Origin of the sequence: Streptomyces sp. NK08204 (genome assembly GCF_020400585.1) — a bacterium.
Lineage (GTDB): Bacteria > Actinomycetota > Actinomycetes > Streptomycetales > Streptomycetaceae > Streptomyces.
Window position 1 is genome coordinate 32,562 of the sequence record NZ_JAINVF010000034.1, and the last position, 26,815, is coordinate 59,376.

At 68.8% G+C, this 26,815-nt stretch carries 25 protein-coding genes and 5 pseudogenes; 15 read left to right on the forward strand and 15 right to left on the reverse strand.

Translation table 11 applies throughout. The features are described from left to right. Positions 1-32: 32 nt before the first annotated feature. Together K7G59_RS31660 and K7G59_RS31665 are read right to left on the reverse strand one after the other, a co-directional pair. Entirely contained in the window at positions 33-386 is a 354-nt protein-coding gene (locus K7G59_RS31660; protein WP_225840130.1) for a hypothetical protein, read from the reverse strand. 343 nt (positions 387-729) lie between these two features. After that, on the reverse strand, positions 730-1,464 hold the full coding sequence (locus tag K7G59_RS31665; RefSeq protein ID WP_225840131.1) for an alpha/beta fold hydrolase: 735 nt from the start codon (positions 1,462-1,464) through the stop codon (positions 730-732). A gap of 80 nt (positions 1,465-1,544) precedes the next feature. Here K7G59_RS31665 and K7G59_RS31670 point away from each other — a divergent pair, with 80 nt between their 5' ends. Beyond that, complete coding sequence (locus K7G59_RS31670; RefSeq protein WP_225840132.1) at positions 1,545-2,519, forward strand: YafY family protein; 975 nt, start codon at positions 1,545-1,547, stop codon at positions 2,517-2,519. 1,014 nt (positions 2,520-3,533) lie between these two features. Here K7G59_RS31670 and K7G59_RS31675 read toward each other — a convergent pair. Next, complete coding sequence (locus K7G59_RS31675; RefSeq protein ID WP_225840133.1) at positions 3,534-4,463, reverse strand: YafY family protein; 930 nt, start codon at positions 4,461-4,463, stop codon at positions 3,534-3,536. Between the two features lie 57 nt (positions 4,464-4,520). Here K7G59_RS31675 and K7G59_RS31680 point away from each other — a divergent pair, with 57 nt between their 5' ends. Next, complete coding sequence (locus tag K7G59_RS31680) at positions 4,521-4,991, forward strand: hypothetical protein (protein WP_225840134.1); 471 nt, start codon at positions 4,521-4,523, stop codon at positions 4,989-4,991. After that, on the forward strand, positions 4,988-5,542 hold the full coding sequence (locus tag K7G59_RS31685) for an NIPSNAP family protein (RefSeq protein ID WP_225840135.1): 555 nt from the start codon (positions 4,988-4,990) through the stop codon (positions 5,540-5,542). The genes K7G59_RS31680 and K7G59_RS31685 overlap by 4 nt, the downstream gene beginning before the upstream one ends. Before the next feature lie 26 nt (positions 5,543-5,568). Here the strand turns inward: K7G59_RS31685 and K7G59_RS31690 are convergent. Further along, a pseudogene (locus tag K7G59_RS31690) lies at positions 5,569-5,865 on the reverse strand (hypothetical protein); the annotation flags it as partial. A 215-nt stretch (positions 5,866-6,080) separates the two neighbouring features. Between K7G59_RS31690 and K7G59_RS31695 the strand changes: the two are divergent. Together K7G59_RS31695 and K7G59_RS31700 are read left to right on the forward strand one after the other, a co-directional pair. Continuing rightward, a complete protein-coding gene (locus K7G59_RS31695) occupies positions 6,081-6,716 on the forward strand; it encodes a transposase family protein (protein WP_225840136.1) in 636 nt (211 codons plus the stop codon). 117 nt (positions 6,717-6,833) lie between these two features. After that, a complete protein-coding gene (locus K7G59_RS31700; protein ID WP_225840137.1) occupies positions 6,834-7,772 on the forward strand; it encodes a GDSL-type esterase/lipase family protein in 939 nt (312 codons plus the stop codon). Between the two features lie 610 nt (positions 7,773-8,382). Here the strand turns inward: K7G59_RS31700 and K7G59_RS31710 are convergent. Next, positions 8,383-8,823: a hypothetical protein gene (locus K7G59_RS31710; protein WP_225840138.1), complete on the reverse strand. Its 441-nt coding sequence runs from the start codon at positions 8,821-8,823 to the stop codon at positions 8,383-8,385. Positions 8,824-8,935: 112 nt separating this feature from the next. Between K7G59_RS31710 and K7G59_RS31715 the strand changes: the two genes are divergently transcribed. Then, a complete protein-coding gene (locus tag K7G59_RS31715) occupies positions 8,936-9,262 on the forward strand; it encodes a putative quinol monooxygenase (RefSeq protein ID WP_225840139.1) in 327 nt (108 codons plus the stop codon). A gap of 241 nt (positions 9,263-9,503) precedes the next feature. Here K7G59_RS31715 and K7G59_RS31720 read toward each other — a convergent pair whose 3' ends face one another. Further along, positions 9,504-10,406, reverse strand: a complete 903-nt coding sequence (locus K7G59_RS31720) for an RNA repair domain-containing protein (RefSeq protein ID WP_225840140.1) — start codon at positions 10,404-10,406, stop codon at positions 9,504-9,506. 297 nt (positions 10,407-10,703) lie between these two features. Between K7G59_RS31720 and K7G59_RS31725 the strand changes: the two are divergent. The 3 genes and pseudogenes from K7G59_RS31725 to K7G59_RS31735 form a co-directional block, all read left to right on the forward strand. Then, positions 10,704-10,967 (forward strand): annotated as a pseudogene (locus K7G59_RS31725) (DUF6193 family natural product biosynthesis protein); the annotation flags it as partial. Between the two features lie 151 nt (positions 10,968-11,118). Further along, positions 11,119-12,375 (forward strand): PP2C family protein-serine/threonine phosphatase, encoded by a 1,257-nt coding sequence (locus K7G59_RS31730; RefSeq protein WP_225840155.1) that lies wholly within the window; start codon positions 11,119-11,121, stop codon positions 12,373-12,375. 879 nt (positions 12,376-13,254) lie between these two features. Next, positions 13,255-13,815, forward strand: coding sequence for a hypothetical protein (locus K7G59_RS31735; protein ID WP_225840142.1), 561 nt, complete (start codon positions 13,255-13,257; stop codon positions 13,813-13,815). 349 nt (positions 13,816-14,164) lie between these two features. On the opposite strand, the gene K7G59_RS31740 is transcribed toward K7G59_RS31735, so the two are convergent. The 5 genes and pseudogenes from K7G59_RS31740 to K7G59_RS34840 form a co-directional block, all read right to left on the reverse strand. Then, positions 14,165-14,533 (reverse strand): VOC family protein, encoded by a 369-nt coding sequence (locus K7G59_RS31740; protein WP_225840143.1) that lies wholly within the window; start codon positions 14,531-14,533, stop codon positions 14,165-14,167. Between the two features lie 277 nt (positions 14,534-14,810). Next, on the reverse strand, positions 14,811-15,104 hold the full coding sequence (locus tag K7G59_RS31745; protein ID WP_225840144.1) for a sulfurtransferase TusA family protein: 294 nt from the start codon (positions 15,102-15,104) through the stop codon (positions 14,811-14,813). Between the two features lie 5 nt (positions 15,105-15,109). After that, entirely contained in the window at positions 15,110-16,390 is a 1,281-nt protein-coding gene (locus K7G59_RS31750) for an MFS transporter (protein ID WP_225840145.1), read from the reverse strand. Between the two features lie 55 nt (positions 16,391-16,445). Beyond that, positions 16,446-17,000, reverse strand: coding sequence for an FAD-dependent oxidoreductase (locus K7G59_RS31755; protein WP_225840146.1), 555 nt, complete (start codon positions 16,998-17,000; stop codon positions 16,446-16,448). A 401-nt stretch (positions 17,001-17,401) separates the two neighbouring features. Beyond that, a pseudogene (locus tag K7G59_RS34840) lies at positions 17,402-17,566 on the reverse strand (NAD(P)-binding protein); the annotation flags it as partial. Positions 17,567-17,843: 277 nt separating this feature from the next. Between K7G59_RS34840 and K7G59_RS31765 the strand changes: the two are divergent. From K7G59_RS31765 to K7G59_RS31785, 5 genes are all read left to right on the forward strand, one after another. Further along, on the forward strand, positions 17,844-18,524 hold the full coding sequence (locus K7G59_RS31765; protein WP_225840147.1) for a triacylglycerol lipase: 681 nt from the start codon (positions 17,844-17,846) through the stop codon (positions 18,522-18,524). A 146-nt stretch (positions 18,525-18,670) separates the two neighbouring features. Next, entirely contained in the window at positions 18,671-18,898 is a 228-nt protein-coding gene (locus tag K7G59_RS31770; RefSeq protein ID WP_225840148.1) for a transposase, read from the forward strand. A 42-nt stretch (positions 18,899-18,940) separates the two neighbouring features. After that, complete coding sequence (locus tag K7G59_RS31775) at positions 18,941-19,333, forward strand: hypothetical protein (protein ID WP_225840149.1); 393 nt, start codon at positions 18,941-18,943, stop codon at positions 19,331-19,333. A gap of 28 nt (positions 19,334-19,361) precedes the next feature. Beyond that, complete coding sequence (locus K7G59_RS31780; protein ID WP_225840156.1) at positions 19,362-19,961, forward strand: transposase; 600 nt, start codon at positions 19,362-19,364, stop codon at positions 19,959-19,961. Between the two features lie 305 nt (positions 19,962-20,266). Continuing rightward, a complete protein-coding gene (locus tag K7G59_RS31785) occupies positions 20,267-21,073 on the forward strand; it encodes a DUF1963 domain-containing protein (protein ID WP_225840150.1) in 807 nt (268 codons plus the stop codon). 39 nt (positions 21,074-21,112) lie between these two features. On the opposite strand, the pseudogene K7G59_RS31790 reads toward K7G59_RS31785, so the two are convergent. Beyond that, positions 21,113-21,870 (reverse strand): annotated as a pseudogene (locus K7G59_RS31790) (transposase family protein); the annotation flags it as partial. Between the two features lie 158 nt (positions 21,871-22,028). Here K7G59_RS31790 and K7G59_RS35460 point away from each other — a divergent pair. Beyond that, a complete protein-coding gene (locus K7G59_RS35460) occupies positions 22,029-22,196 on the forward strand; it encodes a winged helix-turn-helix domain-containing protein (protein WP_374114316.1) in 168 nt (55 codons plus the stop codon). 793 nt (positions 22,197-22,989) lie between these two features. On the opposite strand, the gene K7G59_RS31800 is transcribed toward K7G59_RS35460, so the two are convergent. The 3 genes and pseudogenes from K7G59_RS31800 to K7G59_RS31810 all read right to left on the reverse strand — a co-directional run bounded on the left by K7G59_RS31800 (position 22,990) and on the right by K7G59_RS31810 (position 26,459). Beyond that, positions 22,990-24,612 (reverse strand): MFS transporter, encoded by a 1,623-nt coding sequence (locus K7G59_RS31800; RefSeq protein ID WP_225840151.1) that lies wholly within the window; start codon positions 24,610-24,612, stop codon positions 22,990-22,992. Positions 24,613-25,187: 575 nt separating this feature from the next. Beyond that, positions 25,188-25,431 (reverse strand): annotated as a pseudogene (locus tag K7G59_RS31805) (sigma factor); the annotation flags it as partial. A gap of 149 nt (positions 25,432-25,580) precedes the next feature. Further along, complete coding sequence (locus K7G59_RS31810) at positions 25,581-26,459, reverse strand: metallophosphoesterase (protein ID WP_225840152.1); 879 nt, start codon at positions 26,457-26,459, stop codon at positions 25,581-25,583. Positions 26,460-26,815: the final 356 nt, after the last annotated feature.

The following is a 26,815-nucleotide window of genomic DNA, read 5'->3' on the forward strand; positions in this document are numbered from 1 at the left end:
ACATCGACCCAACGAGTGGCTGTGACGGCGCTCTAGAAGGGCATCGGAACCCACGCCATCGCCTCACGCCATCCCTGGCGATCGTGCGCCCAGTCCATCATCACTTTGGCGATCGGCTCCGGGCCGACCATCTCATGCGGTCGTGGGACGTGAGCCTGGAAGTGCTTGTCTGCGCTGCCTTCGCGGTACTCCACCTGGTAGCTCATGTCGTCATTCAGGTACACCTGCATGTAGTGCTGATCCACAGGCTCCAGGTCGAGCCTTTCGAGGATCACGAACCGGTGACACAGGTTCATATCAGCCAACAGGTCGTGCAGGGCGTCCTCGGTCGGATCGTCCACAGCACGCCCCCCGTCTTCGATTGCCCGCACCACTGGTTTCGCCATGCCGCGACTGTACTGCCCTACCAGGATTCAGCCGCCCACCAGTGCACTTTCACAACACGCCTGACGAGCTCTGCACGGTACGTGGTGAGGCGTCGAGTTCTGATCGTCGACCATGGTCGTGGAGTGGGGGAGCGCGAGTCGTGCAGCGATCACCAGCGACCGGAGGAATCCGGGGCTGTCGGCCGATGTGATCGCTGAACTCGTCGTCAAGACAGGCTCGTTATTGGCACGAACGGCACCACGCCCAGCTCGTTCCGCTGCACATCCGTGGGCCTGAGCGTGGGCCCGCAGCCTGCGGACGCTCTCGTGATCAAGCTCGGGACCTGCCTCTCATCCAGCGCGGTCAGGAGACGGCCGCATCGAGAATGCCGGCAAGTGCGGCGGGTGCCGACAGCATCGGCCAGTGCCCCGTGGGCAGGTCGAAGCGTCGCCACGGAGGCTGGTTCAGGAAGGCCAGCACCGGCACACCTGCATCCAGCAGGCCCGCGAAGTCATGGCAGGCGATCAGGACACGGTCCACGCCGACGCCGAGCTCGGCGGGGCCGGCGAGGCGCTGGGTATAGGTGCCGAACGGCTGAGGGGTGGCACGCGCGCGCATGACGTTTCGCTGGCCCTCGTCGAGCCCGTCGAGGTTGTTGGACATGCCCAGGACTTCGAAGGGCGGCATCGGCAGGCGCCACCCGTCGCCGGAAGCGGAGACCTGCTGGCGCAGCTGGTCCGCTACCTGCGGTGGCATGAGGTCGAGCATGCACATGCCCGTGGCGAACGGGGCGCTGTCCACGTAGGCCACGCGCTCCAGCCGGTCGCCGAGACGTCCGGCCGCCCCGGTGACCGGGGCAGCCGCGTAGCTGTGGGCGACAAGCGTGACGTCGCGCAGATCGTTCCGCTCAACGAAGTCGGTGAGATCCGCGATGTGCGTGTCCACGTCCGTCTGGGGTCCGCCCTGGTCGGTGTGCTCGGCCAGGCCCGTCAGCGTCAACGGCAGCGCCGTGTGGCCGCGTTCCCGCAGAGCGCGGGCGGTGTCTTCCCAGACCCACGCCCCGAGCCAGGCGCCGGGAACGAGTACAAAGGTGGCCATGTCATCTCCCCAGAAGTAGGTGCCGCCCGGAGCGTAGAGTCGATACAGGACAGAACCCGCCCTGAAATGCCGAGTGATCCGTGTCGCATCCCCTGACCCGTGTGCTGACCATGCTGGAACTCCTCCAGTCCAACGCCCAGCTCACCGGGGCGGAGCTGGCCGACCGCCTGGACACCGACGTCCGCACCGTGCGCCGGTACGTGTCCCACCTACGCGACTTGGGCATCCCCGTGGAGGCCGAGCGGGGCCGCTACGGCGGCTACCGACTGGCCCGCGGGTACCGGATGCCACCCTTGGTCCTCACCAACGACGAGGCCCTCGCCGTCGTCCTTGGGCTGCTCGCGACAGAACGTCTGGGCATGGGCACCGCCGCACCGGCCACTGCCGGCGCCCTGGCCAAGATCGAGCGGGTACTCCCGCACGCCCTGCGCGAACCGCTCGCCGCCATGCGGGAGACCCTCTCCTTCACCGCCAACGCCGTCGTCGGACAGGCACCCGGAACCGGCACCCTGCTGGCACTAGCCCAGGCCTCCCGCTCCCGCACAACCGTCGGCATCAGCCACCAGTCCTGGCGCCGGCAACACACCGAACGCGACATCGACCCCTACGGCGTGGTCTTCCACACCGGTCGCTGGTACGTCATCGGTCACGACCACCACCGCGACAGCCTGCGCACCTTCCGCATCGACCGCATCACCTCCGTCACGCCCCGAGCCAACAGCTTCACCGCACCCGACGGCTTCAACCCCGCGGCCCACCTGACCTCGACCCTGGCCCAAGGGCCCTACCGCTGGCAGGTCGAGGTGACGATCCATGGCCCACTCGATGAGATCGCGCGCCGGCTGCCCCGCTCCGCGGTGACCCTGACCGCCCAGCCCACCGGTGTCCTCATGCGCGCAAGGGCAGAGCGGCTGGACGGCATGGCACACCTGCTCGCCTCCCTGGAATGGCCCATCACCGTCCACGGTCCCGACGAGCTACGACAGGCACTCAGGAACCTCGCCGACCAGCTCACCGCAGCCGCCCAGCGGGGGCTGGAAGAACTGCCCCAGTAAATGCCGGTGTTACTGCGGCAGAGCCCCTGGGCTGATCATCGCGATCGGCGGCGAGCCATTCCGGCCGCCGGGGTGCGGTGTGCGCATTTATGCGGCAGTGCCAGAAGGACGCGGCGGGCGTGGCGATCGAACCAGCGCCCGAACCCGGGAGCGGGGGCGCGCTATGCGTGCCGCGCCTGGATGGTGCCCCTGTCTGACGCTTCGTTCACATACACAGCGGCGGTCGAGCGGTACCCCACCGGCGCCGGGATAGGGAAGTCCTCCGCGCGGATCTACCGGATCCCGCTGACGACGTGGGATGGATGTTTGCCGCCGGTCAGCGCCACCGCCCGCCCGTCGGGGCGCAAAGCCGCCCGCCTCCCGATCACCGCGGTCGACGAACCCGCTCCGCCTGAGATGCCGGCCGAGCCGGCGGTGTCCCGGGCGGACAGATGGACGCCGACAGCGTCAACCGAGAGCTGCCGATCGCACGCGAGACGATCGGCTGGTGGCAGCGCCCCGGCTGGACCACAGGCGATCCGACGACCGGCATCGAGCGGCGGCCGGCACTGCCGGACCGCACCAAGGCCCTCGCCGGATACCAGATCGGCGCCCTGGGGGACTGGCCGTCTCCCTGCGGGAGAAGACGTTCTGGAAGATGCTCTACAAGTCCGCCGCCTGGCGGATGAAGTGCTGTGCCTGAACGCCGGGGACCTGCATCCGGCGGACAAGCGCGGGGCAACCGACTGCGCAGAGGCAGCCGCTGAGGCCGCCCACCCGGCTTCGGCCGAGAGGCATACAAGCAGCGCAACACCACGCTGATCGACCGCCGTCTCTCTGCCCGCCTCCTGGACGTCCCCCGTCGGCGCGGGCGGCCTCGCACCAGGCCGGACGTTGTCCTGGCTGAGAGTTGGCGCCAAGAATGCTGCACTCCTCGGGTGAGGAGGCGCACCAGGTGCTACACGCTGTGAGGGTGTCGGGTAGGCCGCGATGCGAGTGGCCGGTGCTGCGGTCGGAAGATCCCTCTGCCCGGCGTCACCCCTCGTAGCGGGTGGCCAGGGTCCGTACCGTTTCGGCGATGCGGTCGCGGAGTCCGGCCGGTGCCATGACCTCGACGTCGGTGCCCAGCCGCAGGAACTCTCCGTGGGCGTGGTCGATCGATTCGATGGGCACCCAAGTCTCCGTCCATCCATCACCTGCCGGTGTCACGCCGATGCGGCGAGCTCCCTCCGGGGTGAGCCGTACCAGAGCCTCCCCGGTGTGCAGCCGGTCCCGGAAGCCGGCCAGATAGCTCTTCCAGTGCGCGGCCAGGTCGAACCCGTCCGGGATGACGAACTCTTCTCCCAGCGAGTGGAGTTCGACGATCTGGTCGACCCGGTAGGTGCGGATCCCGGACGGCCCGCCCGCGACCAGGTACCAGCGGCCGGCCTTGAGTACGAGCCCGTACGGCTCCACCCGCCGCTCGATCTCCTCCGGTGCCCGCCAGCGCCGGTACCGCAGGACCGCCGCCCGCCGCGCCCACACCGCGTCGGCGACCGCGGCCAGGTGAGGCGTAGGGTCGGCGTCGCCGTACCAGCCGGGGGCGTCCAGCAAGAAGCGTTCCTGGATCCGCCCGGCGTGCTCGCGCAGCTCCGCCGGAAGGGCGGCCCGCAACTTGAGCTGGGCGGCGGCGAGCGCCTCGCCGACGCCGAGCTCGGCGGCGGTGCCGGGGAGCGCGGCGAGGAATGCAGCCTGCGCCTCGTCCGCGGTCAGTCCGGTGAGGCGGGTCCGGTAGCCGTCGACCAGTCGGTAGCCGCCCGCATGCCCAGCCTCGCCGTAAAGCGGGATACCGGCGGCGCCGAGCGCCTCGACGTCCCGGTAGACCGTACGGACGGAGACATCCAGTTCCTCGGCCAGCTGCTGGGCCGTCATCCGGCCCCGGTTCTGGAGCAGCAGAAGCAGGGTGACCAGCCGGCTCGCACGCATGCTCCCCTGACATCCACTGACAGTGGATGTCAGGGGAGCTCCCCTAACCTGCGGCGCATGGACGACTTCCACTTCCTGCACGGCTCCTGGAACGTGGCCAACCGCCGCCTCACCACCCCGCTCGGCGGCCCGGGCACCACCACCTGGGAGGAGTTCCCCGGCCACTCGGTGGTCCAGCCGCTGTTCGGGGGCGTCGGCAACATCGACGAGATCACCTTCCCCACCCTCGGCCGCCAGGGCGTGACCCTGCGGCTGTTCGACCGCGAAACGCACCAGTGGTCGATCCACTGGTCAGACAGCCGGACCGGCCGGCTGGATCCCCCGGTGATCGGCGGCTTCACGGGCGACCGCGGTGACTTCCACGGCGAGGACACCTACGACGACCGTCCGATCCAGGTGCACTTCACCTGGTACCGCCTCGGCCCGGAAGCTGCCCGCTGGGAGCAGGAGTTCTCCGGCGACGGCGGCCGTACCTGGGAGCTCAACTGGATCATGGACCTCACCCGCACCGGGGCGGCCGGCGCATGAGCATCGTCGAACTCCGTCAGTACACCCTGCATCCCGGCGCCCGGGAGACACTGATCGAGCTGTTCGAGCGGGAGTTCGTGACCGGCCAGCAGGCGGCCGGCATCACCGTCGGCGGCCGGTTCCGCGACCTCGACGACCCGGACCGCTTCGTCTGGCTGCGCGCGTTCCCCGACATGACGCACCGCCGGCGCGCGCTCGAGGCGTTCTACACCGGCACGGTCTGGCGGGAGCACCGCGACGCGGCCAACGCCACCATGATCGACAGCGACGACGTACTGCTGCTGCGCGGTCCGGGCTTCACGCCGGAGTCGGGCGCCCGCGAGGTGGTCGCGACGGTCTGCCAGCCGTCGGACGCGGCTGCCTTCGACGCGTACGCCGCCCGGCACCTGGGACCGCTCCATGCGCTGCACCGCACCGAGCATGCCGAAAACGACTATCCCCTCCTGCCCGTCCGCACTGGGATGGACGTCCGGGTCTGGTTCGGCCCGGCCGAGGCACCACCCTGGCCGATCCGGCGGCTGCGGCTGGAACCCGTGACGACTCGCGGGTGACAACACCGCCGCAGAAATGCCTCTGATCAGCGATGGAGTCGTCGATGACACCCGCGCCACGGTGGACTTGTCGCGCTTACGGGGGAGGACGTCGTGGACGTCGAGAGTGCGGCGAGTTCGGTACCGCGGCCGAGTCGTGTTCGTGGACGACGAGTGACGGCGACGCCGGAGGAGCGGATCTCCCCAGCGAGTTTCACGGCGGCCACCAGTTCCGGGCGCTTGATGGCAACGGCGGAGATCTTCTCCTTGGAGACGCGTGTCACCCCGGCCCCGGCAGGGGAGTCGAGCTGTGCGTCGAGGGACTGCCGGGCGGTCGAAGTGCGGGCGTAGCCAAGGCGGACGCGCCCGACCGGCCCGGCGCCAGCGCTCCGGGGCCGGGGCGCGCCGGCCGGGGGCTTCTGCCTCGTCTACCGGTGCAAGCTGAACCGGTCGACGCGCATCGTCGCCTACCTCGCCGACCTGCTGCGCTCCCACCTGAAGGCGGTCGGTTCCCCTGGCGGTCCCTGCCCGCGGGCCGGACAGCGTGCTCGTCCTGGCGATGCCGCGACACGACCAGCGCCTGCTCGACCTGGCCGGCGGCAACGACGTGCCCGAGTCCACCCTGCGGCGCTGGCGCGACGAGATGATCAACCTGCTCGCCGCGGGAGCCCCGCGCTTGGACCGGGCGCTTCGCGCGATGGCCCGGCGGGGCGGGCAGGCCGTACTGATCGACGGCACCCCGGTCCCGACCCAGCGCCGCACCGGGAAGGCGAACCGGCCCAGCTGCTCCGGAAGACGCCACCGCCACGGCCTGCATTTCCTCACCCTGCTCGATGAGAAGGGCCGACTGATCCGGATCTCCGCATCCCGGACGGGACGCCCTCACGACGCAGCCGCCCGCCACGAAAAGATCGTCGAGCACCTGAAGCGGACCGGTCGCGGCACGCTCGCCGACCTCGGCTTCCTAGGCGCCGACGAACCCAAGGACGCCGACGGCCAGGTCATCGTCACCGGCTACAGGGCAACCCGCGCCCGCAAACTCCCCCGGGCCGGAGGCAGGCCGACCGCGTCCTGGCCGCCGGACGCGCCCCCGTCGGAACACGGCCTCGCCCGTCTGAAGAGCTGGCGGATCCTCACCAAGCTCCGCACCGACCCCGCCCGCGCCACACAGCTCCTGCGCGCCCTGCTCTGCTGACCGACCTCGCAGGACCCGGTAACCGACGATCAAGGCGAAGCCCCTCGTCAGAGACACAGTGGCGAGAATCGAAGGGCCGATAGGGTGAGTTGATCATTTCGAGTGAAAGGCCGCGACGTGACCGAGTCTCGCCCCCACGCCCTGTTCTGCTTCGGCACACTGCTGGACCAGCAAGTCCAGACCTCGCTCTTCGGTCGCACTGTACCGACGACCGCGGGATCACTGGCTGGTTACAGGACCAGGCCCCTGGCGATCACCGATGAGTCCGTGATCGCCACCAGCGGCCAGGACGTGCACCTGACCCTGGAGCGAACGCTCGGCGGTACGGTCGAAGGCGCCGTCCTGCGCCTGAGCGACCAGGAACTGGCCGCTGCCGACGACTACGAAGTGGACGACTACGCCCGGCGGCGAGTGCTCCTCACATCAGGGGAGACCGCCTGGGCCTACCTGGACGCGAGGCCGCTGCGCTCAGCGGCGCGCATCGTGATCGTCGGCGACAGCATTTCCTATGGACGCTGCGACCCCCAGGGAGGCTGGGCCGCGCAGTTGGCGGCAACCCACATCGCAGCGAACGAGAGCGAGCACCGAGTCTTCAACCTGGCTGTCCCCGGCAGCACCCTGGCGGATGTCAGCGAGCAGACACCTCAACTCCTGGCTCCCCGCCACCCCGACACACTCATCGTGGCCGCCGGGATCAACGACTCCGCCGTGTCGCTCGCCGCGTCGGACGCCGACCGCGACGGGCTGCAGTCCATTACCGACCACCTCATCTCGCTGGCCACGACAGCCCAGCGACACAACGCGCGCATGGTCGTCGTCGGACCGGCCTGGCTCGATGAGACACGGGTCGGCGATTTCGAGGGCCTGCGCTTCACCACGGCGCGGGCGCTCATACTGCGTGCCACCCTGCAGACCTGGTGCGAGGACAACCACATCGACTACCTCGACATATGGGAGCCGCTCCGCGACCAACCCCACCTGCTCGTTGACGGTCTGCACCCCAACCATGAGGGGCACAAGGAGCTCTACCGGCATCTGAGCGCCCTCAGCTGCTGAACACCGGGCCTGATGGGCCGTCACGCGGAGAAACCGGCGAAACCGCCCCGGCCCCGTCAGGCGATCAAGACCGCTGACTCCCGCCCACGACCAGCACGAGCACCCCGTTGAACGGTCATGGCAGCCTCTCTGACCAGCACCTTCGAAGATGGCGAAGGCTGTCCGTAGGAGTCGGGCCTGCCACCACTCGTCGGTGCCGCCACCGACTTCGTAGTGCCACCAGCCCTCTTCTTGCCCTTGGTTCAGGAGTGCCTTGATCCCTGCGATGTCCGCGTCGGCCGGGGCAGTGAGGACCACCCAGCGTCGACGACGTCGACCAGCAGGAGCTCACGCGATCCTGCGCCCCGGCGCCGACGGTCACCGCCGCCGCGAAGCGAGCCGGGCAGGTCGAGCCCGACCGCGACGGCGCTCTCGTTCCCTCGACCGACAACGTGACAGGGCTGCTCTGATCGGCAAGGCACGCGCTGTACCTGGACAGCACCGGCACTTCCTAGACGGCCGAGCAGTCCAGAAGTCGCCCGTCGGTGGTGCCAATGAGCAGCCGGCCAGGTTCGGCAACGGTCAGCGCGGTCGGCACGACGGATACTCCGGCAACAGCCAGATGCTGGCGTCAGCGGACATTGCCGTCGCGGAGATCGAGTCCGACTGTCTCGCCATCGTCGTACGTGACATAGACGGTCTCCGTGTCGTGGTCGAGGGCCGTGGCCTTCCGGTCTGTCCGAAAGACCCAAGGCGGCTCTTCACCGGCCACCGCGCGCCGCACGACGAACGAGCCACCAGGCTGCAACCCGTGGCCGTGATAGACGGTGTCGGCAGGAATCAGGTCACCGTCGGCAGTCTCGACGCCGGGGCCGGGCCTTCCCCCGTGATGGCGGACACGCTTCGTTGATGACGCGGCGAGCGCGAGCTCAGCCGCGTGGTCTCGGCGTTGACCACCGTGCGGCCGTAACCACCGGCAAGCACAGGTGTCCTGTACCGAACGCCCCTCGGCGCAGGACGCCACGCGCGCCGACCCGAGCGAGCTGTCCACTCCACCCCTGCGGATCTGCATGGCTGGATTCCCGAGCATTGACATCTAGAACTTCAGGCGCCTCACGCCGGCGCTCGGTGGCCGCCCGGCGTCCTAAGATGGGCGAAGATCAAATGCGATCAGGGAGCGTGAAATGATCTTCATCACGGCCAAGTTCCGGATCAAGCCGGAGTACGCGGAGAGGTGGCCTGAGATCTCGCGCGAGTTCACGGAGGCCACGCGCAGGGAACCCGGCTGTCTGTGGTTCGACTGGTCGCGCAGCCTCGACGATCCGACCGAGTATGTGCTCGTCGAGGCGTTCCGGGACGGTGACGCTGGTGCCGCGCATGTTCAGTCCGACCACTTCAAGTCGGCACAGCAGACCCTGCCACCCCACCTGGTCGAGACGCCGCGCATCGTCAACGCGGTCCTGGAGCAGGATGACTGGTCCCTGCTCGGGGAAATGGCCGTCCAGGGCTGACGGCGGCGCGGAGGATCGTGGAAACACGATCGCCGCGTTCTCCGGAGCCGGGACATGCCCCTCTCCGGGCACGCACGTGCGTGCGGTGCCAGGGCCTCGCTCATCGCCGGGAGGCAGTGGACCCACCTCGCTTGCGTCATGCTCGGCAACTACGGCACGGCACGCACGTCAGTGACGGCTCGGACACTCCGTGCATCCGGCCTGGATCCCCGGCGGCGCTTCGTCTCACCTGGCCATGACCTCACCTGTTGGAGATCTCGGAGAGCCATGCCGTGTCCTCCGGGCCAGGCGCTTCGACGCCGGGTGGGGGCAGCCGGCGGATCTCGCCCGTGCGCAGGGCGACCGTGGCCCATGGCCGCATCGGTCCGTGACCGCTGCGCGAGAGCAGGACGAGTTCCCAGACTGTCGCCGTCATGGCGTCGAGCCGGGTGGCGCAGTCGGTGGTGACTCGCCGCGGATCCCGGGTCCGGCCCAGGGAGAGATGTGGGGTGAAGTTCTCGGCGGGCCCATGGCAGCGCGGAAACCGCTGCTTCAGTGCGCGGTGCAGGTCCGTCCACGGTGCCTTTCCGGCCGCCGTCGGGTCGAGCCACACGGTGGAGTCCGCTCTGTGCCGGAAGGTCCGTACCCCGTCCAGTCGGGCGGTGAAGACGGGTGTCTCGGCCGTCGCCGCGGCGAGCAGCGGGGCGGCCCGCTCGAAGTCGGACTCCGGCACGAAGCCGAAGAGCACATTGACGTGCGGCGGCCAGCGGTGGATCTGTGGATCGTAATCCTGGCGGATGTCCTGGATCGGCGGCCACAGCTCCGCGGGCGGGATCCAGGCCACTGCCGTCCGGGCCGTCGGGGACAAGCCGAGGACGCCGACGGGTTCTCCCTTGCCGAAGCCCGGGTCCGCCTTCGGGTTCCGCACACGGCCGGCGCCCGACGCGTCGATGCGGTCCACCCTCGTCGCCCGGTCCCAGACCACCTCGCCGTCCGCCTCGATGAACACCACCCGGTGCCACGGGATGTCGCCCCCGGGTACGAAGGAAGCCAGCGCCATGCGTTTGAAGGAACCCCCGCGCTGGCTGATCCCCAGCACGAACCGGGCCGGGTCGAACCGCGGATCCCAGCGGACCTGGTGATAGACCTCGTCGCTGGTTCGCATGACGCCTCCTCTCCCCTCGCGTCTCGTCGGACCTGCTCCTCCAGGGTGCCGCCTACCCTGTCTTCCAGGGTCGTTCCTCACGTACCGCAACACATCAGGTGCGATGAGTGACGGGGGTGCCAGGTGCCGAGGCGAGCCGTCTCGTCAGGATCGGGACCGGTGCGGGCGACGGGTGCAGCAGGCGACCGTCCGTGATGCCGTGATGGGGCCCACGGGGGCCGTGGAGCGATACGAAACCGCCTCTCTCCCATGGTGTGACCTGGACGGCAACCAGCGCCGGGTCGGCTCGAGGTCGCCCATGCAGAACCACGCATGCGTCAGTTGTTTCCCTGGACTGGATTGGGAGAGCTGCACTTCAGTCGCTGCACTGAGTGGCCGTGGATGTGGGGCATTCCTTACACCCAGCACGTGACTGCAGCCCGGTACTGGGTTTGTGGTCCTCTGTGCAGCGAATCTGTGGGGCTGGCTGCGACCGCGGAACAGGCCGTCGCGAGGGTGGTGGCACGGCTTCCTCCCGGCTGTGGACCTGCCTTGGCCGGAACCTCTCGAGCTGTCACCTGACGCGGCGTCGACGACGGGCTGGGGATGTCGGCCGGCTCTGTGGTGACCAGAGGTTTCGACGACGCTCCCGCAGCGTGTGCTGGCCGGGTGGCGGTACTGGCAGGACGCATAGTGGAGTGAAGCTGGAGCGGTGGCGGCCGCGAGGACCGTGATGGGAGCGTGTGTGACGACAGCCCAGATCGACTACCAGGCGTTGTTCGTTGCGACCCCGAGTCCGTACGTGGTACTGGGCCCCGACCTGGTGATCGCCGATGTCAACCAGGCGTATCTGGCGGCGACCGGCCGAGCGCGGGAGGAACTGCTCGGGCGGTACTTCTTCGACGCCTTCCCCGAGAACCCGGCCGACCCCGAGGCCGAGGGGGCACGGAACCTGAGCGCCTCCTTCCACCGGGTCCTGCATACCAGGGAGCCGGACACCATGGCGGTGCAGAAGTACGACATCCCCCTGCCGGGCCGACCGGGAGGGTTCGAGGAGCGGTGGTGGTCCCCCACCAACACCCCCGTGCTCGGACCGGATGGGCAGGTGATGTGGATTATCCACCGCGTGGAAGACGTCACCGAGTTCGTGCTCTCTCACCCCAGCCGCCCGGATACAACAGGGGCGCTGAACGAACGGGAGGCCATGGAGGCCGAACTGTACGCGCGGGCCCGCGACCTGCAGCGGCTGAATGAGGAGCTGCGCCAGGCCCACGCCCGGGAGCGCCAGGTCGCCGTCACCCTTCAGGAAGCCATGCTCCAGTCCCCGGACCTGGCCCGGCACCGGGATGTCGCGGTGCGCTACCTACCCGCCGCCGGATCACTGAACGTGTGTGGCGACTGGTACGACGTGGTAGACCTGCCCGACGACGGGTCGTTCGCCGTCGCGGTCGGTGATGTCGTCGGTCACGGCCTGGACGCCGCCGCCGTCATGGGCATGCTCCGCAGCGCGCTGTCCGCCGCCATCCGGGCGCTTCGCGAGCCCGCCCCAGCGATAGGAGTCCTGGGCCTGTACGCGCGATCGGTGCAAGGAGCACTGGCCACCACCGCGGTCAAAGCCGTCGTCAACACCCGCCACAACCAGATCACCTACAGCAGCGCCGGCCACCCCCCGCCGGTCCTCGTGCACCCCGACGGCACCTTCGACCTGCTCGACCAGGCCACTGATCCACCGCTGGGAGCCCGACCCACCCACGTTCCCCGACCCCAGGCCGCCATGCCCTACACCCCCGGCGACACTCTCGTGCTCTACACCGACGGGCTCATCGAACGCCGTGGCGAGGACATCGATGTCGGCCTTGGCCGGCTCACCGACGTTCTCACCCGCCATGCCCGCCTCGGCCCCGAACGCCTGGCCGATGCTCTGCTCGCCCGCCTCGGAGTGGCCAGCGGCGGGCGCGACGACGTCGCCTTGATCGTGATCCGCCTCTAGAGCCCCGGTCGCGGACCTGACCCAGACGCGCGTCCGGTATGACGGCGCCGAGGGGCGACTTCGCGCTGTGGTCCGCCCGGCGTGATCAACTGTTCTGCGCGGCGACCCGGTCCCGGCCATTGGTCTGTGATCAGGTTCCGGTCGGAGCGTGTGGCTGCGGCAGGGTGGCCCGCGCGAAAGGTTTGTTCAGGGCCGCATGCCAGTCCTGGCCCGATGCTGACGAGGGCCTCGGCGCTTGTCGGGGTCGTGGTCGGCCTGGGCGGTGACGGCGAGGGCGGCGAGGGCGGCGAGGACGGTGCTACGGATGGCGGGGTCCCTGATGCCGTTGGGCAGGCTTTTCCGCCAGGCGGTGGCCACGGCGAGGGAAACCGACCTGGCGTCAGCGCGCGACGATGAACGTGAGTCGATCAGGTGAGCACGTCACGGGAGTCACGGGACAGTCGGCCGACGAGATGTGCCCAGGTGCGCGACGAAGGGCAGCGCTGCTATCTGCGGGAGCGCCACGCCCGGCCGTGGTCCCGCGGGGGCCACGACGGCTGCGCCCTCGAGGTGCGTGGGGCCGCACCGCCCCCGCCGGGGCGGCCAATCTCCGGGCCGCAGTTCGGCGTCCACGTCGGTGGTGCCCGAGCCGGTGAAGTGGACGGGAACTGAGAGGTGGTCAGCAAGGGCGCAGCCCGCTCGGCGGCTACCGCTACGGAGTGGCACGGGTGGCGATCCTCTTCCTCGCCGAGGTACTGCTCAGCCGTCGACCAATAGACGGTGGCCAGCTGAGCCTCTCCCGCGGGGTCGACGGTGAACCTCGACGACCCAGCGCCACCCTGACGAGCCGAAGTCAGTAGGGCCTTGCCGTCTAGGACCGGCCCTGGCAATCTTGACATCATGCGGATACGGATCTTATTCCTTGCCTTGCTCACTATGGTTTCCGTTTGGGCGATCACGGCGTGTTCGAGCGAGAAGGACGCATCCGACACAATCCCCCAGCCATCAAACGCGAAGGAAAAATCGACCGGTTCCGAGTCGCCACGTCCCGGCGATCTGCTGAGATACAGGTACGTCTCCCTCACATTGAAGAACGACGAATACGCGGTATTCGGCACCTCACACTCAAAGCCGTATGTGCAGACGAATGGCGAAGGGGCCGATATACGGGCCTGCTGCATGGCTGGCGGCGAGATGAAACTCTACTTCGTGTCGCAGGACCGCGAAGCCTATCAGGTGGTCGACGCTCACAGTCGACAGGACTGCGTGGCGTCCGAAAACTCTGCCCCACATGTCACCGGCGGCATCGCTTTCAGCGATCTCAAGCGCGGACAACGATTTTGCGTCCTCAACCACGCATATTCCGATCCCAAAGAGAATGACGTCGATCTGGTGACTGTCCGGGAAGTCTCGCCGAAGACCGGCGTGATCAAACTGACCCTGACCGGCTGGGGGAACTGAGCGCATCACGAGACGCCACTGCTTCCTTCGAATTCCAGCAGGAAAGGCTACGACAGTATTATCTTCGCCTCACCCGTGAAATCCGCCATCGCGCGAACTGATCCTCACGAGAGCCTCGAAAGCATGCATGCGCCCGGTCGGCAGACATCGGCTCAAGACCTGGGTGATGAAACTGCCGCCGACGCCAGGTGAAACCCCGTCAGAGAACGCAGTCGGTCGCTCGGCTACGGCGCGTCAAAGCACGGCCGGCAGTACGAGACCGAGTCGTTGCCTTTACGTCCAGGCGCACGTCTCCGGCGAAGGTGCCTGCCCCAGCGGCGACTCCGTCGCACATGCCCCCGGAACAGCGTCACCGGGCCGGGATCGGCTGGGTGAGGTTCACCGGGTTGCCGTCGGGGTCCTGGATGTGGGCGACGCGCTGTCCCCACGGCATGTCGTTGGGGCCGCTACGGACCGAGCCGCCCAGCGCCTCCACCCGGCCGAGCGTCTCGTCGACGTCGTCGACACCGATGCTGAGCAGGATCCGCGGTGCCGCCCCGGTCCCCGGGTTCGCCTTGGCCACCAGCCCGAGGTCGGTGTCTCCGATGCGCAAGCCGAGGTAGAAGGCCGGGCCTTCCGCTGGTACCCGGAAGATCTCCTCAGCGCCGAACAATTTCGTATAGAAGCCGAGCAGAACGTCCTGGTCGGCAGTAATGATCACTGGCTGGATGGTGGACATGGCACTCCTAGTCGAGAACAGTCGTGTCGCTGGGTAGACCGTTCGAGGACGGTGAACTCATCGGCAAAACCACCCGCCGGACGACCTACCACTCAGACTGCCGCCCACGACCAGCACGAGCACCCCGAAACGAGGTCACGCCACCCCGCTGACCAGCCACTTCAAGATGGCGGAGCTTCAATGGGCATGATCTGCCTGCCGACTTCGAGGACAACCAGGGTGTGCACTACGTCGTCCTGGACCAGCCCCGGGACGCCGGTGAGCTTCTCGCCGGAGGCTACGGGGTTGCTGGGTGCCAGGGAGCGTCGGCCTGGGTGGGCAGCGCGTCGGCGGCCAGTTGAAGGGCGAACACCGGCCCTTCGCCGCCGGGGACGGGGCCGAGGTAGCGGTGTCCGGTCATGTGACACCAAGCGGGCAGGTCGAGCGGGGCGGCGGGGTCGGTGGCGATGACGTGGACGACAGCGCCCGGCGGTGCGCCGTCGACCTCCTCGCGCAGACGCAGCAGGAGGGTTACGCAGAGCAGGCCGGTGCCGTCGACGGTGATGTCCGGGACAGGGATCTCGTGGTTCATCGGGCTCACCGGCGGTAGGCGGAAGCGGCGACGGCGGGCAGGAGGGCCAGGGAGAGGATGCCGCCGGTGAGGGCGAGGGCGGGGTAGCTGGTGGCGGCGACCATGAAGCCGGAGGCCATGCCGCCGGTGGCGCCGGCGATGGCGATGGAGACGTCGACCAGGCCCTGGGTCTTGGCGCGGGTGGCCAGGGGCACGGTGTCGGTGATGATCGCGGTGCCGGAGACGAGGCCGAAGTTCCAGCCCAGTCCCAGCAGGGCGAGCGCGAGGGCGAGGAGGGAGACGGAGTCGCCGGGCGCGGCGGCGGCGAGGATGCCGGCGGCCAGCAGGGTGGTGCCGGACGCGGCGGCGATCTTCATGCGGCCGTAGCGGTCGACGAGCCAGCCGGTGAGCGGCGAGGGCAGGTACATGGCGCCGATGTGGATCGCGATGACGAGGCCGGAGGCGGCGGTGCCGTGGCCGTGGTCGTGCATGTGCACCGGTGTCATCGTCATGATCGCGACCATGACGAGTTGCGTAAGGATCATCACCAGCGCCCCGAGGACGACGCCCCCGCCGCCCTCGTCCGTGCCGACCGCATTGGCGGTGTCGGCGGCCGTGGCGGTCCGGGCGGGTTCGGTGTCGGCTTCCTCGGCCTGGGCGAGTTTGCGGGCCAGGAGCAGTGGGTCGGGCCTGAGCGATACGGCGAGGACGACGGCGGCGAGGGCGTAGGCGGCGCCGGAGAGGATGAAAGGGCCGGCGAGGTGGGGGATGCCGAGGTGTTCGGCGAAGGTGCCGGTGGGGGCTGCGAGGTTGGGTCCGGCGACGCCGCCGAGGGTGGTGGCGACCAGGACGGTGGAGACCGCGCGGGCACGGTGGCCGGGGGCTGCCAGGTCGGCTCCGGCGTAGCGGGCCTGGAGGTTGGTGGCAGTGCCCGCGCCGTAGACGACCAGGGCGAGGAACAGCAGCACCGGGTTGTCCAGGACGGCGGCGATGATGACGCCGGCCGAGCCGGCCGCCCCGGCGAGGTAGCCGGCCGCGAGTCCGGGGCGTCGGCCGCGGGCCTGGGAGATGCGGCCGACACTGATGGCGGTGAGGGCGGAGCCAGCGGTGAACAGGGCGCTGGGCAGTCCGGCCAGGCTCGTGGAGCCGAGCATGTCCTGGGCCAGGAGAGCACCGACGGTGACGCCGGCGGCGAGCCCGGCGCCGCTGAGGACCTGCGAGGCCACCAGGACCCGTAGGATACGGCGCTGGGACAGGGCGGCGTCGGGTATGTGGCCCGTCGTGTCGGCGGGTGCGGTATGGGTCATGTTCTCTTCCGGAGCAGGGCTGTCGGGATGGTGGGGGCAACGCCCTCGGCGCAGTTCAGTGAGCTGTGGGCCGGTGCGCGCGGTGGGGCGTCAACTGGTGTGGGGAGACCCGGGCGAGGTCGGTGATCAGGCTGTCGGTGTCCTCCAGAGCCGTTACGACGGATCGTGCTGCTGTTTCCCCGGCGGCGAGGGCGCCTTCGATGTGCCCGGCGTACTCGGTCGCCGTTTCGGACGATGCCCAGTGCAGCTGGCCGTCGAGCGCCGGCTGCTGGTAGAGCGGGTGGCCGAAGAGAGAGTAGTCGGCGAGGCGCTGCACGGTGGAGGGGGACGTCCAGTGCTCGGCGCTCCAGTTCTGTACGTGCAGGACATCGGGGACGCCTGCGGCCGGGCCGAGGAGGCGGGTGAGCTGGGCGGTGACGGCCAGTTCGAGGCCGGGGCGGACGGTGCGGGCGTGAGCGAAGCCGAAGGGTGCGGCGGGCTCTCCTTCGGGCCCGGACATGTCGTGGATTTCCTGGAGCGGGCCGGTCCTGCTGAACGCGGCTCCCGCCAGTCCTGCCTCCCGCCAGAACGGCGCCGGGTAGTGGGCGACGACCTTGGCGACCGCTCCCATCCAGACCGGGGTGGCCTGGGCGAGGCGTACCAGGTCGGCGGGGGAGCGCGTTGCCGAAGTCGATCCGTTCCGTGGCCAGGGCTCGGGGGACGGCCAGGACGACGTGCCGGGCGTACTGGGGTTCGGCTGGGGTGATCGCGGCAAGGCGGCCTTCGGCGTCCCGGGCGGAGGGCGGTGACGGGTGCGCACAGTCGCGGTGCGCCGCTGGGCAGTGTGGCGGCGAGCGCGGTGGTGATGCTGTGGGCTCCGGCGGCGAAGCGGTGGGAAGGGGTGCCGAGCAGGTTGCCGGTGAGGCGGCGTGTGCCGGTGCTCTCCTGGAGCAGGGTGTCGCCGGCGAGGTGCTGGTCGAAGGTGGTGGCACCGGTGCGTGCGGCCAGGTCCCGGATGTGCTCCTCGCCGTCCCAGAACCAGGTGGCTCCCAGGTCCAGGGCCCGCTCCGGTTGCGTGGTAGGGGCGGAGAGCAGGCGTCCGCCCGTGCGGTCGCGGGCCACCAGGCAGAGCGTGTCGGGGCCGGCGGCGTGCAGCACGGTGGCCGCGGCCAGTCCGCAGGCGCCGGCGCCGACCACGAGACGGCTCGGCTACGAGGACCTGGTTCGGCGGGCACTCTCGTCGTCTGGGCCTTCGCGATCGCGTGGACGGGGTTCGCCGTGTTCTGGACCGTAGGGCCGCCCGGATGGAGTGAGCAGCACACCGGCCGCACCGACCGGCCCGGCCCCTTGGGGGTCTGTCGAGGTCGTGCGTCCGACGGGCTGTCACGTTTCTGCGGTGAAACACCGCCGCCGGTCGGGTGAGGCTACGCGTCGGGACCTGCCGGTCCTGCCACCAGCGCGTTACAAACCGCGTGTGATCAGGAATCTGTCGCGGAGCCTGTTGCTCCTCCTCGCGCTCGTGCCCGTTCTTCCCGCCGCCGCGTCGGCGGCCGACGGCCGGCACCGGGCCCTGCGTCCCGACCCCATCGTCTTCGTCCACGGCTGGAACTCCGACGGTTCCACCTGGCGGACCATGGCCAACCGCTTCCGGGCCGACGGATGGCCGGCCGGCTACCTCGATCGGTGGACGTACGACGCCACCCGGTCCAACGCCACCACCGCCGCCCGGCTCGCCGAGGAGATCGAGCGGGTCCTGGACCGCACCGGCGCTGCCAAGGTCGACGTCATCACCCACTCCATGGGCGCCCTGTCCTCCCGCTACTACCTCAAGAACCTTGGCGGCGCTGCCAAGGTGGACGCGTGGGTGTCCCTGGCGGGGCCCAACCACGGGACCGACATCGCACGTTTGTGCGGGGGTGCCCCTTGCGTCGAGATGCGACCGGGATCCAAGTTCCTGAACTCGCTCAACTCCGGTGACGAGACCCCAGGTACCGTCCGCTACGCCACCTGGCGCTCACCGTGCGACGTGATCATCAGCCCCAGGAAGAGCGTGGCCCTCTCCGGTGCCGTCAACACCACCACCGCCTGCCTCGGCCACAGTGAACTGCACAGCGACCAGGCGGTCTACGAGCAGGTCAAGAAGCACATCGGCTAGCCCGACTCTGTCGGGGACCCTGGGATACCCGGTGGGCAGCATGATCAACGGGCATGCTCGGCTCTGTTATTCAAGGACCGATGCAGTTGTCGAGGTGCCCGTTGTCGCTCCATGCCCGTTCTGGTGAGCAAGTTCCTTCTCTGACCATGCAGATGGTACGGGCGGGCAACCCGGGTGGTACGACGGCGATGTGGGTGAGAGACCACCTGGGCTGGCGGTGGCGTGACGAGGACTTCGCCGACTGGTACCCGCGCGACGGCCGCCCAGGGCTCTCGCCCGCCCAGCCGGCCACCGTGTGTGTGCTGCACTTCCTGCTCGGTCTGTCGGACCGGCAGGCGGCCGAGGCGGTACGCCGCCGCATCGATTTCAAGTAAGCGCTGGCCCTGGAACTGGACGATCCCAGCTTCCACCACAGCGTGCTGGCCGACTTCCAAGAGCGTCTCACCGAGCGCGGTCGCGCCGACCGTCTCCTCGACCTCGCGCTCGCGCGCCTGAAGGAGACCGGTCTCGTCCGCGAGCGCACCACCCAGCGCACGGACTCCCCCCACGTTCTGGCCGCGGTGCGCGACATGACCCGGCTGCAACTGATCACCGAGGCGGTGCGAGCCGCGCTGGAAGAGGTGACCGGCACCGCTCCGCACCTGCCCGTGACGGGGTCGGCCGCCTGCGCTGACGCACCGCCGACAACGGCGGGCTGCCGACCTCGTCTTCGCGGTCGTCTCGCCTCACGACCCGACGGCCCGCTACGCGCGCCGCGGACATGCCACCCGTTGGAAGGGGTTGGTCGCGCATGTCACCGAGAGCTGTGATCCTGACGGCGTCAACGTGATCAAGAATGTGGCCGCCACCGACGCCACCGGCCACGACGCGAAGGCTCTGCCTGGTCTCCACACCCGGCTGAAACGCCGTGGGCTTGCTGCCCGTCGAACATCCGGTCGACGGCGGCTACACCTCCCTGATCCATCTGGAACAGGCGGCCCGCGAGCACCAGGTCACGGTCACCGGGCCACTGCCGGTCAACTCCACCCGCACCGCAAGAACGACGGCTCCGGCCGCGACGACTTCCACATCGACTTCGACCGCCGGCAGGCCAGCTGCTCGCAGGGCGAGACTGAGGGGTGCGCCCACAGCCGGGGAAGGCACGGCCCCTACCCGACCTCCTCACCCACCGCGGCACCTCTGGTCGTCGCACGGTTCACCAAGAGTCAGTGCCGCCCCTGCCCGGTCCGCACCCGCTGCACGATCACCGCCGACAGCGCCCGAACCGTGGGCTTCCCCCCGCGAGAACTCCGCGACCTGCAACTCCGAGTCCGCGCCGAGCAAAAGACACCCGAATGGCAGGCCCGCTATGCGGTCCGCTCCGGAGTGGAAGGCACCATCAACGAGTTCGCCCACGGACACGGCATGCGCCGCTGCCGCTACCGGGGACAGCAGTAAGCCCACCTACAGCACGCGTTCACAGCCATCGCCGCACACATTGAGCGCCTCAGCCGACGGCCGTCGACCGGAGAAACACCCCCGTCCCGGCCGCCGACCGCCTTCCAAGACTTTCTGGACCAGCACGGGGTCCCCTGGCCGAGGTCCTGGCGGTCCGCCAGAGACTGAGCAGACGACAGCAAGATCCCCGACAGAGTCAAGCTCAAGGGGTGTGATGAGACGACTGTTGCTGTGCGGGGTTGTCGGTGGCAGGCACTAACGTGCCCGCAACGTCCCGTCGATCTTTGTACGCGTGAGGAGCCATGATGCCCGGAGACATACCCGACTTGCCCGCGAAGGATCTGCGCACCCTGATACCGGAGTACGCGGGCCTTGCTCGGGAAACGATCCTCCTCAACCCGGAGCCCGGCGACCCCGGCGCGCGGGAGAGCTCCTTGGGGGGCGAGTTGCTGTGGCCCGCGGACGAGCCGTGGCCGTACTGCGCGCAGGAAGGCCACTGGACGTTCGGGTCCGACTGGCGCAATCGCACCGAGATTGTCCCGGGGGCGGTGCCGATGGTGCCGATCCTCCAGTTGTTCGCCCGGGACGTGCCGGGGTTGGAGTTCCCGGCGGGGAAGGACCTGCTGCAGCTGGTGTGGTGCGCGCTGATACATGAGCAGGATCCCGGGCCGGTGATGCCGCAACTGTACTGGCGCAACGAGGCGGAGGTCGTTGCTGGAGGGCTGCTGTCCGAGATCCCTGGGGTGAGCGAGGGGGAGTACGACGAGGACAACATGCCGGAACCGTCCACGTTGTCCCCGATTGTTGCGGAGGACTATCCGAGGTGGCTTGATCTACCCAAGGACATGTGGGACACCTGGGAACCTCGTCTCCGGCTGCCGACGGGCGGCTCCATATGGCCACCCGACTCCAACATCATCGGCACGAAGGTCGGCGGCTGGCCCGCCTGGACGCAGCCTGCCGACTGGCCGAACTGCGAAAGCGGACACCGCATGGAGCACCTATTGACCATCACCGGCGACATTCAGTTGGGCGACTGCGGTGGTGTCTATTTCTTCCATTGCCGCCAGTGCCCCGGCCTTCCGTGGGGCTGGCGCTTCGACTGCCACTGACAGCTGAGGTCGGCGGACCTCAGCGGGTGAATCGCTTTGGCGTTTGTGGTCGGCCGGGCGTGTGCGACAGTGATGCGGTCGGATGAGTGCCAGCGGCGGTCCCGTTCCCAGCGGGCGTGGACGTCGGGCAGTGTGCTCTTGTCCGGCTTCCGGGGCGGTGTGATCGCCTGGCTGGGTGATCGCGTCTGAGACCGGGGTAGCCGTCGTCCAGGAGGACCTCCACGTCGGGAAAGTGCTGGAAGCAGCGATGCCTTCGTCGCGGGCAGCGGTCGCGTCATGCATGCGCCGGGGTCGCAGGGCATGGGTCCATAACGTTGAGCCCTGTGTGGTCGGCGATCACGGTGGCCTTCATGGTGTTCTGCTTCTTCTTGCCCGAGACGAACGCACGTCGTCCGCCGCGGGGGGCCACGGGCCGACGGACCTGGATCTCGGTGGCGTCCAGTCGGAGCTCGACACCCTCTGCCTGGGCATGGGCGAACACGTCCGCCAGCGCGCAGGCGCAGGCCAAGCCGGGCCGGTCGGGTATCGCGCAGCCCCGCTGGGCCAGGAGAGTACGTATCTCCCCGGCGGCCCGCGTGCTGGTGGAGCGGTCGACGCCGAACAGCAGTCCCAGCACGGAGTGCGGGAGATCGTGCCGCAGGTGGGTGAGGGTGGCCATCAGTCGGTCGACGAAGACGAGCTGATGCCGGGCGCCGGCGCTTGCAGCCCTTTTTTCTCTCCCCATGTCGGGCGCCGTGACGACGGCCTTCGACACTCGCCTGCCACGGCTGGGTCAACTCCTCGATCAAGGAGCTCAGATAACGCTGAGAGGTACCCGTGGAGGGCTCGCCGGGGTGCCCGAGGCTGGGGCTGGCCCAGGTGGAGCGGCTGGAGCGGGAGCTGGAGTGGTCCGCTCGCGCACGGCTGGCCGGACCAGCGGTGGACCCTGGCGAGAATCAAGACGCTGATCGGCCGGCTGCTTCACGTCTCGTACACGGTCGAGGGCACCTGGCTGCTGTTGAAGCGGCACGGCTGGTCCTGGCAGCAGCCGTCCCGGCGGGCGATCGAGCGGGACGACCACGCGGTGGAGATGCATCCCGGGGTGCGTCGATCGCCTTCGAGGGCGAGGCTGGGCAGTCGATGACGCCGCCGCGGGCCAGGACTGGGCCGGGTCGGCCGCACGCCCTCGTGAGGGCCCGCGGCCGGGGAAACGGGCCGTCTGTCCATGGTGGGCATGTGCTGCTTCAAGCCGAAGTCCAGGTCGAGGCTGGTCTACGGACTGCGGGAGTACCGGGGCCGTAAGGACGAGCCGAAGGGCTTCGGACGGCGCGACTTCTGCCGCCTCCTCGTCCGGGCCCGCACCCAGCTCGGCGACCCGTCTTCTTCCCAGGGTCGAAACCCCGCGAGGCGTGAGTAAACGGTGGCGTCCGCCTTCACCGACTGCGAGTCCACCACGCCCCGGTCGGCTCCGGACTTCGGCCCTCAGCTGTGCGGACGGCTTCGCGCAGCCGGTCGTGCAGCTCGGCCACCAGCCCTGCATCCCGCCAGCGGGTGAAGAAGGCATACACCCATGATCACGGCGGGAAGCCGGCGGCCTCGCCCGCCACTTGATGCCGTTGTCGACGAGGTGACGCACCGTGTCGATCATCTGCCGGTGGCAGTAGCCCTCCGGACGCCCGCCCCGGCCCGCACGCCACCCCGGCGCCGGCAGCAGATCCCGCCCCAGGGCTCACTCCGCATCGCTCATGTCCGAGCCGTACCGCGGCCGACGCTCCGGTCGGTCGCGTTCCCGAACCGATGGGCGAGACAGTCACACCCGGAGCGGACGAACTGGACTCGGCGAACACGACCACGCGACACTTCGACAACAGGGCCTCTTGCCTCTCGCTGGATTCGACAACCGCGAGCTACCAAGAGGACGGATAGCGAACAGCCAGTCAGACGGAGCCGCGGGCCTTTTCGTAGTCCGGCTTCGGTATCGGACCCTTCTTCTTTTCGGCAGTAGGCAAGGTAATCAGCAGCACAGCTGCTCCGAGGAGCGCGATGACCGCGATCCAGCCCGCGCCGACGTGCATAGCATGGATAAACGCATTATCAGCAGCCTGAGCAAGAGTGGGCCGGTGGACAGCGGTGGCGACGTGGCGGGCCTGTTCGGCGGAAACGCGCGCCTGATCCCGCACCGGACCGGGTGCACCCTCCAGCGAAGGTTCGATCGCACGGCGGTACATGATCGACATGATCGTGCCGCCCACTGCGGTTCCGATCACACTGCCGGTTTGTCGCACGGTGTTGGTGACGGCCGATCCTGCACCGGCCTGTTCCAACGGCAGGTAGCTGATCAATGCGGCCGTAACCGGGCCGATCACCATGCCGACCGAGAGACCCTGTATCAACAACAGGATCTCGATCCAGACGAGTGGAGTTCGGAGTCCGAAGAACCCGTACCCACCCATGGTCATTGCAGCTATGGTTAGCGCCGGTACGGTGACAGCGCGTAGCGACAGGCGGTGAACCAGGCGCGAAGCGAGGGGCGCCCCCGCGAACGCGCCGAATGCGGTCGGGATATTGGCCAAACCCGCCTTCATCGGCGAGAATCCGAGCGCGCCTTGCAGGTAGAACGCGTTATAGAAGGTGACGGCGGCCACAGCGAAGAGCAGCAATCCGAGCGCCACATTGCCGCCACCGAATGTGCGTTGAGCGAGCAGTCGCGGATCAAAGCTGGGCACCTTGACGCGCAGTTCGACGAGTACGAAAACGGCCAGCAGAACCAGACCGACAACGATCGGCACCCAGACGTCGCTACGACTCCACACAGCCACCTGCCCCGCCCGGATCAGCCCGTAGGCCAACGCCACGAGCCCACTGATCGACAGCAACATTCCAGCGGGGTCCAGTGGCCGCAGAGTGGGGCTGCGGAAATTCGGAACCAGTACGGCGAGCCCCACCAACGCCAATGCCGCGACCGGGACATTGATCAGAAAGACCGAGCCCCACCAGAAATGATTGAGCAGGAATCCTGCCAGCACCGGGCCGGCAGCCATTCCGACACCGGCCGACGCCGAGAAAATGCCGATCGCGGCAGCCCGCGCGGGGCCAGTGAAGGTCCACATGAGGATGGCCAAGTTGGCGGGCGTGATCAGCGCGCTGCCCACTCCCATCGCGGCTCGAGCTGCAATCAGCTGGCCCGCATCGCTTGCGTACGCCGCCCACAGCGAGGACCCGGCGAAGATCACCAAACCGCTGGAAAACACAGTCCGGTGACCGAATCGATCGCCCAATGCGCCTGCAGTGAACATCAATGTCGCGAAGGCCAGAGTGTACGAACCGGTCGCCCATTGCAGCTGACCGGGATTGGCCCCCAGGCCACGGACCGGGTCTGCAAGGGTCTCCAGCGTAGTACTCAGGACAGTGTTGTCCAGCCAAATCAGCAGCGAACACAGCATAAGAACGGCAAGAATCAACTGCTGCCTGAACTTCGGCAACGTTGGAGGCACGGTCATGAACACCTTCGGATATCGATCGGCGGGAACCTGAACGACTGGACCATAAGTAAACTCCACGACGCTGTCAAGCTTAGAGTTTCTCCTCAAGACTGTTGCGGTCGAACGGACTTTATGCCCTCCGCCGGATTTGCGGACTGAACAATTTTGTGCCCTCTGGCGGATTTGCGAGTTGAAGAATTTCATAACTTCCGGAGGGTTGCGGCTGAGCGGATTTCATGCCCTCCAGCGAGTTGTCGCACCGCGTCCTGCGATCCCAGTTCGGCGCCCACGCCACACCGCAGCTCCTGCCCGCCCAAGACTGCCGGAACACTGGCACTTACCCGACGCTTTACCGAGCACCATTTCTGTGTCACTCACCATGGCCTTCAGAACTCAGTCCCCGGCGGACCGGGTTCGGCTGTGCGAGGTCACTTGCTTCGTCGATCTTCCGTGCGGGATATTCGGCGTGCTGACCGCGGCCAGCATCGACGGAATCGCCGTACACCAGCAGCACATGGACCGGTCCATCCCCGAGTTCCTGGGCATCCCCGCCCCGCGGTGACCTGCTGGACCACCGATTGGCCTCGGTCGAGCCTGACGACGATCGGGGGCGGGGGAGTCCGGGGAACGCAGCGGCCTGGTGGGCCGCCGAGCGCGGCGTCGGGCCCGGTCAGCAGTGGTTCGGGCAGCCAGGGCCCGATGCAGGACTCGCGCCGGACGCGGGCCGGTCTCAGCACGTTGTAGGACGTCCGGGCAGACAGGGGCACCAGCCAGGCCCGCAGCTCCCGCACCTTGGACAGGTCGGCGGCGGCTGCCCGCAACCAGACCCCCTGGGTCACGTCCTCGGCTTCGGCCACGGCGCCAGGATCCGGTAGCCGCCCCGAAGACCGCAGGGCGCCTCCGACAAGGCGCCGGCCAGCTCCAACCTCAGCCTCGTGCCCCCTGGGATCGGGGCTCGACCGCGTATCTCAGGGAACACGACCGTCGCTCCGAACGGGCCCCTGCGCCGCGCGCCGTCGTCAGTCGTACGGGTCTCGCCCTGACGTTCAGTCCGAGCTCACCGGCGTGGGGCCGAGCCGGTCGATGACCTTGCGCATCTCGTCCTCGTCGGCCTCGTAGACCGTCTCGCCCATGCGCGCATCGCGAGCGTGGAGCGTGTGGATGAGCGGCCCGTAAGGCGTGCCCATCTGGACCAGTGAGGCCGAGGGACCGCGGACGGCGCGCTCCGTGCCGGGGCGGGCGGTCAGATCGATGCGGTTCACGACGCCGGGCGTGACCCAGACGGTCGCCTGCTCCAGGCGCGCGACGATCTGCAGGTGGAAGTGTCCGCACAGGATGAGCTGCACATCCGTTCCGCGGATCGCCTCCGCGAGGTCGCTGGCGTCCTGAAGACCGAGCGCCCGCTGCACCTCGACGTCCAGAGCGACCGGCGGGTGATGGAACGCCAGGACCGTGCCCAAGGGGGCCGGAGTCTTGAGGAGTTCACGGAGCCAGCCCAGTTGGTCACCGCCCAGACGACCGTAGCCCTTGCCGGGCACGAGGGAATCCAGGGTGATCAGCCGCCATCCGCTGACAGTGCTCGCTGCTGCACGTTCCCCCGCCGGCCCCCGGTAGTGCGCTTCCGGCTGTGTGTGTCCGGTGCCCAGGACTTCGGCGAACGCAGCACGATCGTCGTGGTTGCCAGTGGTGCAGAAGACACGCGCTCCGCGCGGATGTGCGAAGCCGACAAGGAGTTCACGCGCCCGTGCGTAGGCCTCGCGGGAACCGTCGTCCGCCACGTCTCCGGTGACCAGTACGGCGTCGATGTCGTGCACGTGTTCCAGGTCGGCCAACAGGCGGCGGAGTGCCGCGGTGCCGTCGGCGCCATCCGCGTCGGGGCCGCCCGCGCTGTCGAGATGCGTGTCGGACAGATGCAAGATCCGCATCCGTTCAACCTAACCCCAGCACCGAGGCCGAGTGACGGTTCTTGTCACGACAGACATCTACTGGAACGGTGCCTGGCAGAAACTCCGCTCTCCCCGATTCCGGGGCTCTCCTCGCGTGGGCCCACACCTTCACGCAGGTCCGGGACCAACTGCCCCTATCGGCGCCAGTTCGCCGTCCCCGGCCTGGTTCGCCGCCACGCGGGCAACCTCACCGACCGGGACGTCCGTCTCTGGCGCCTCGTCGCGGTCACCGTGATTGCGGCGGAGACCGCGCTGCCGTCCGCGCTACTCATTCCCAAGCGATGCCGTACGCGGTCGTCGACGGCATCGGCATGCACGCCGCCTTCACCTGCCTC

Coding starts and splice junctions, on each gene's coding strand:
- K7G59_RS31660 (WP_225840130.1), bottom strand. CDS start 386: ATGGCGAAACCAGTGGTGCGGGCAATCGAAGACGGGGGGCGTGCTGTG.
- K7G59_RS31665 (WP_225840131.1), bottom strand. CDS start 1,464: ATGGCCACCTTTGTACTCGTTCCCGGCGCCTGGCTCGGGGCGTGGGTC.
- K7G59_RS31675 (WP_225840133.1), bottom strand. CDS start 4,463: ATGCGTGCGAGCCGGCTGGTCACCCTGCTTCTGCTGCTCCAGAACCGG.
- K7G59_RS31680 (WP_225840134.1), top strand. CDS start 4,521: ATGGACGACTTCCACTTCCTGCACGGCTCCTGGAACGTGGCCAACCGC.
- K7G59_RS31685 (WP_225840135.1), top strand. CDS start 4,988: ATGAGCATCGTCGAACTCCGTCAGTACACCCTGCATCCCGGCGCCCGG.
- K7G59_RS31695 (WP_225840136.1), top strand. CDS start 6,081: ATGCCGCGACACGACCAGCGCCTGCTCGACCTGGCCGGCGGCAACGAC.
- K7G59_RS31710 (WP_225840138.1), bottom strand. CDS start 8,823: ATGCAGATCCGCAGGGGTGGAGTGGACAGCTCGCTCGGGTCGGCGCGC.
- K7G59_RS31715 (WP_225840139.1), top strand. CDS start 8,936: ATGATCTTCATCACGGCCAAGTTCCGGATCAAGCCGGAGTACGCGGAG.
- K7G59_RS31720 (WP_225840140.1), bottom strand. CDS start 10,406: ATGCGAACCAGCGACGAGGTCTATCACCAGGTCCGCTGGGATCCGCGG.
- K7G59_RS31730 (WP_225840155.1), top strand. CDS start 11,119: ATGGGAGCGTGTGTGACGACAGCCCAGATCGACTACCAGGCGTTGTTC.
- K7G59_RS31735 (WP_225840142.1), top strand. CDS start 13,255: ATGCGGATACGGATCTTATTCCTTGCCTTGCTCACTATGGTTTCCGTT.
- K7G59_RS31740 (WP_225840143.1), bottom strand. CDS start 14,533: ATGTCCACCATCCAGCCAGTGATCATTACTGCCGACCAGGACGTTCTG.
- K7G59_RS31745 (WP_225840144.1), bottom strand. CDS start 15,104: ATGAACCACGAGATCCCTGTCCCGGACATCACCGTCGACGGCACCGGC.
- K7G59_RS31750 (WP_225840145.1), bottom strand. CDS start 16,390: ATGACCCATACCGCACCCGCCGACACGACGGGCCACATACCCGACGCC.
- K7G59_RS31755 (WP_225840146.1), bottom strand. CDS start 17,000: ATGGGAGCGGTCGCCAAGGTCGTCGCCCACTACCCGGCGCCGTTCTGG.
- K7G59_RS31770 (WP_225840148.1), top strand. CDS start 18,671: ATGCAGATGGTACGGGCGGGCAACCCGGGTGGTACGACGGCGATGTGG.
- K7G59_RS31785 (WP_225840150.1), top strand. CDS start 20,267: ATGCCCGGAGACATACCCGACTTGCCCGCGAAGGATCTGCGCACCCTG.
- K7G59_RS31810 (WP_225840152.1), bottom strand. CDS start 26,459: ATGCGGATCTTGCATCTGTCCGACACGCATCTCGACAGCGCGGGCGGC.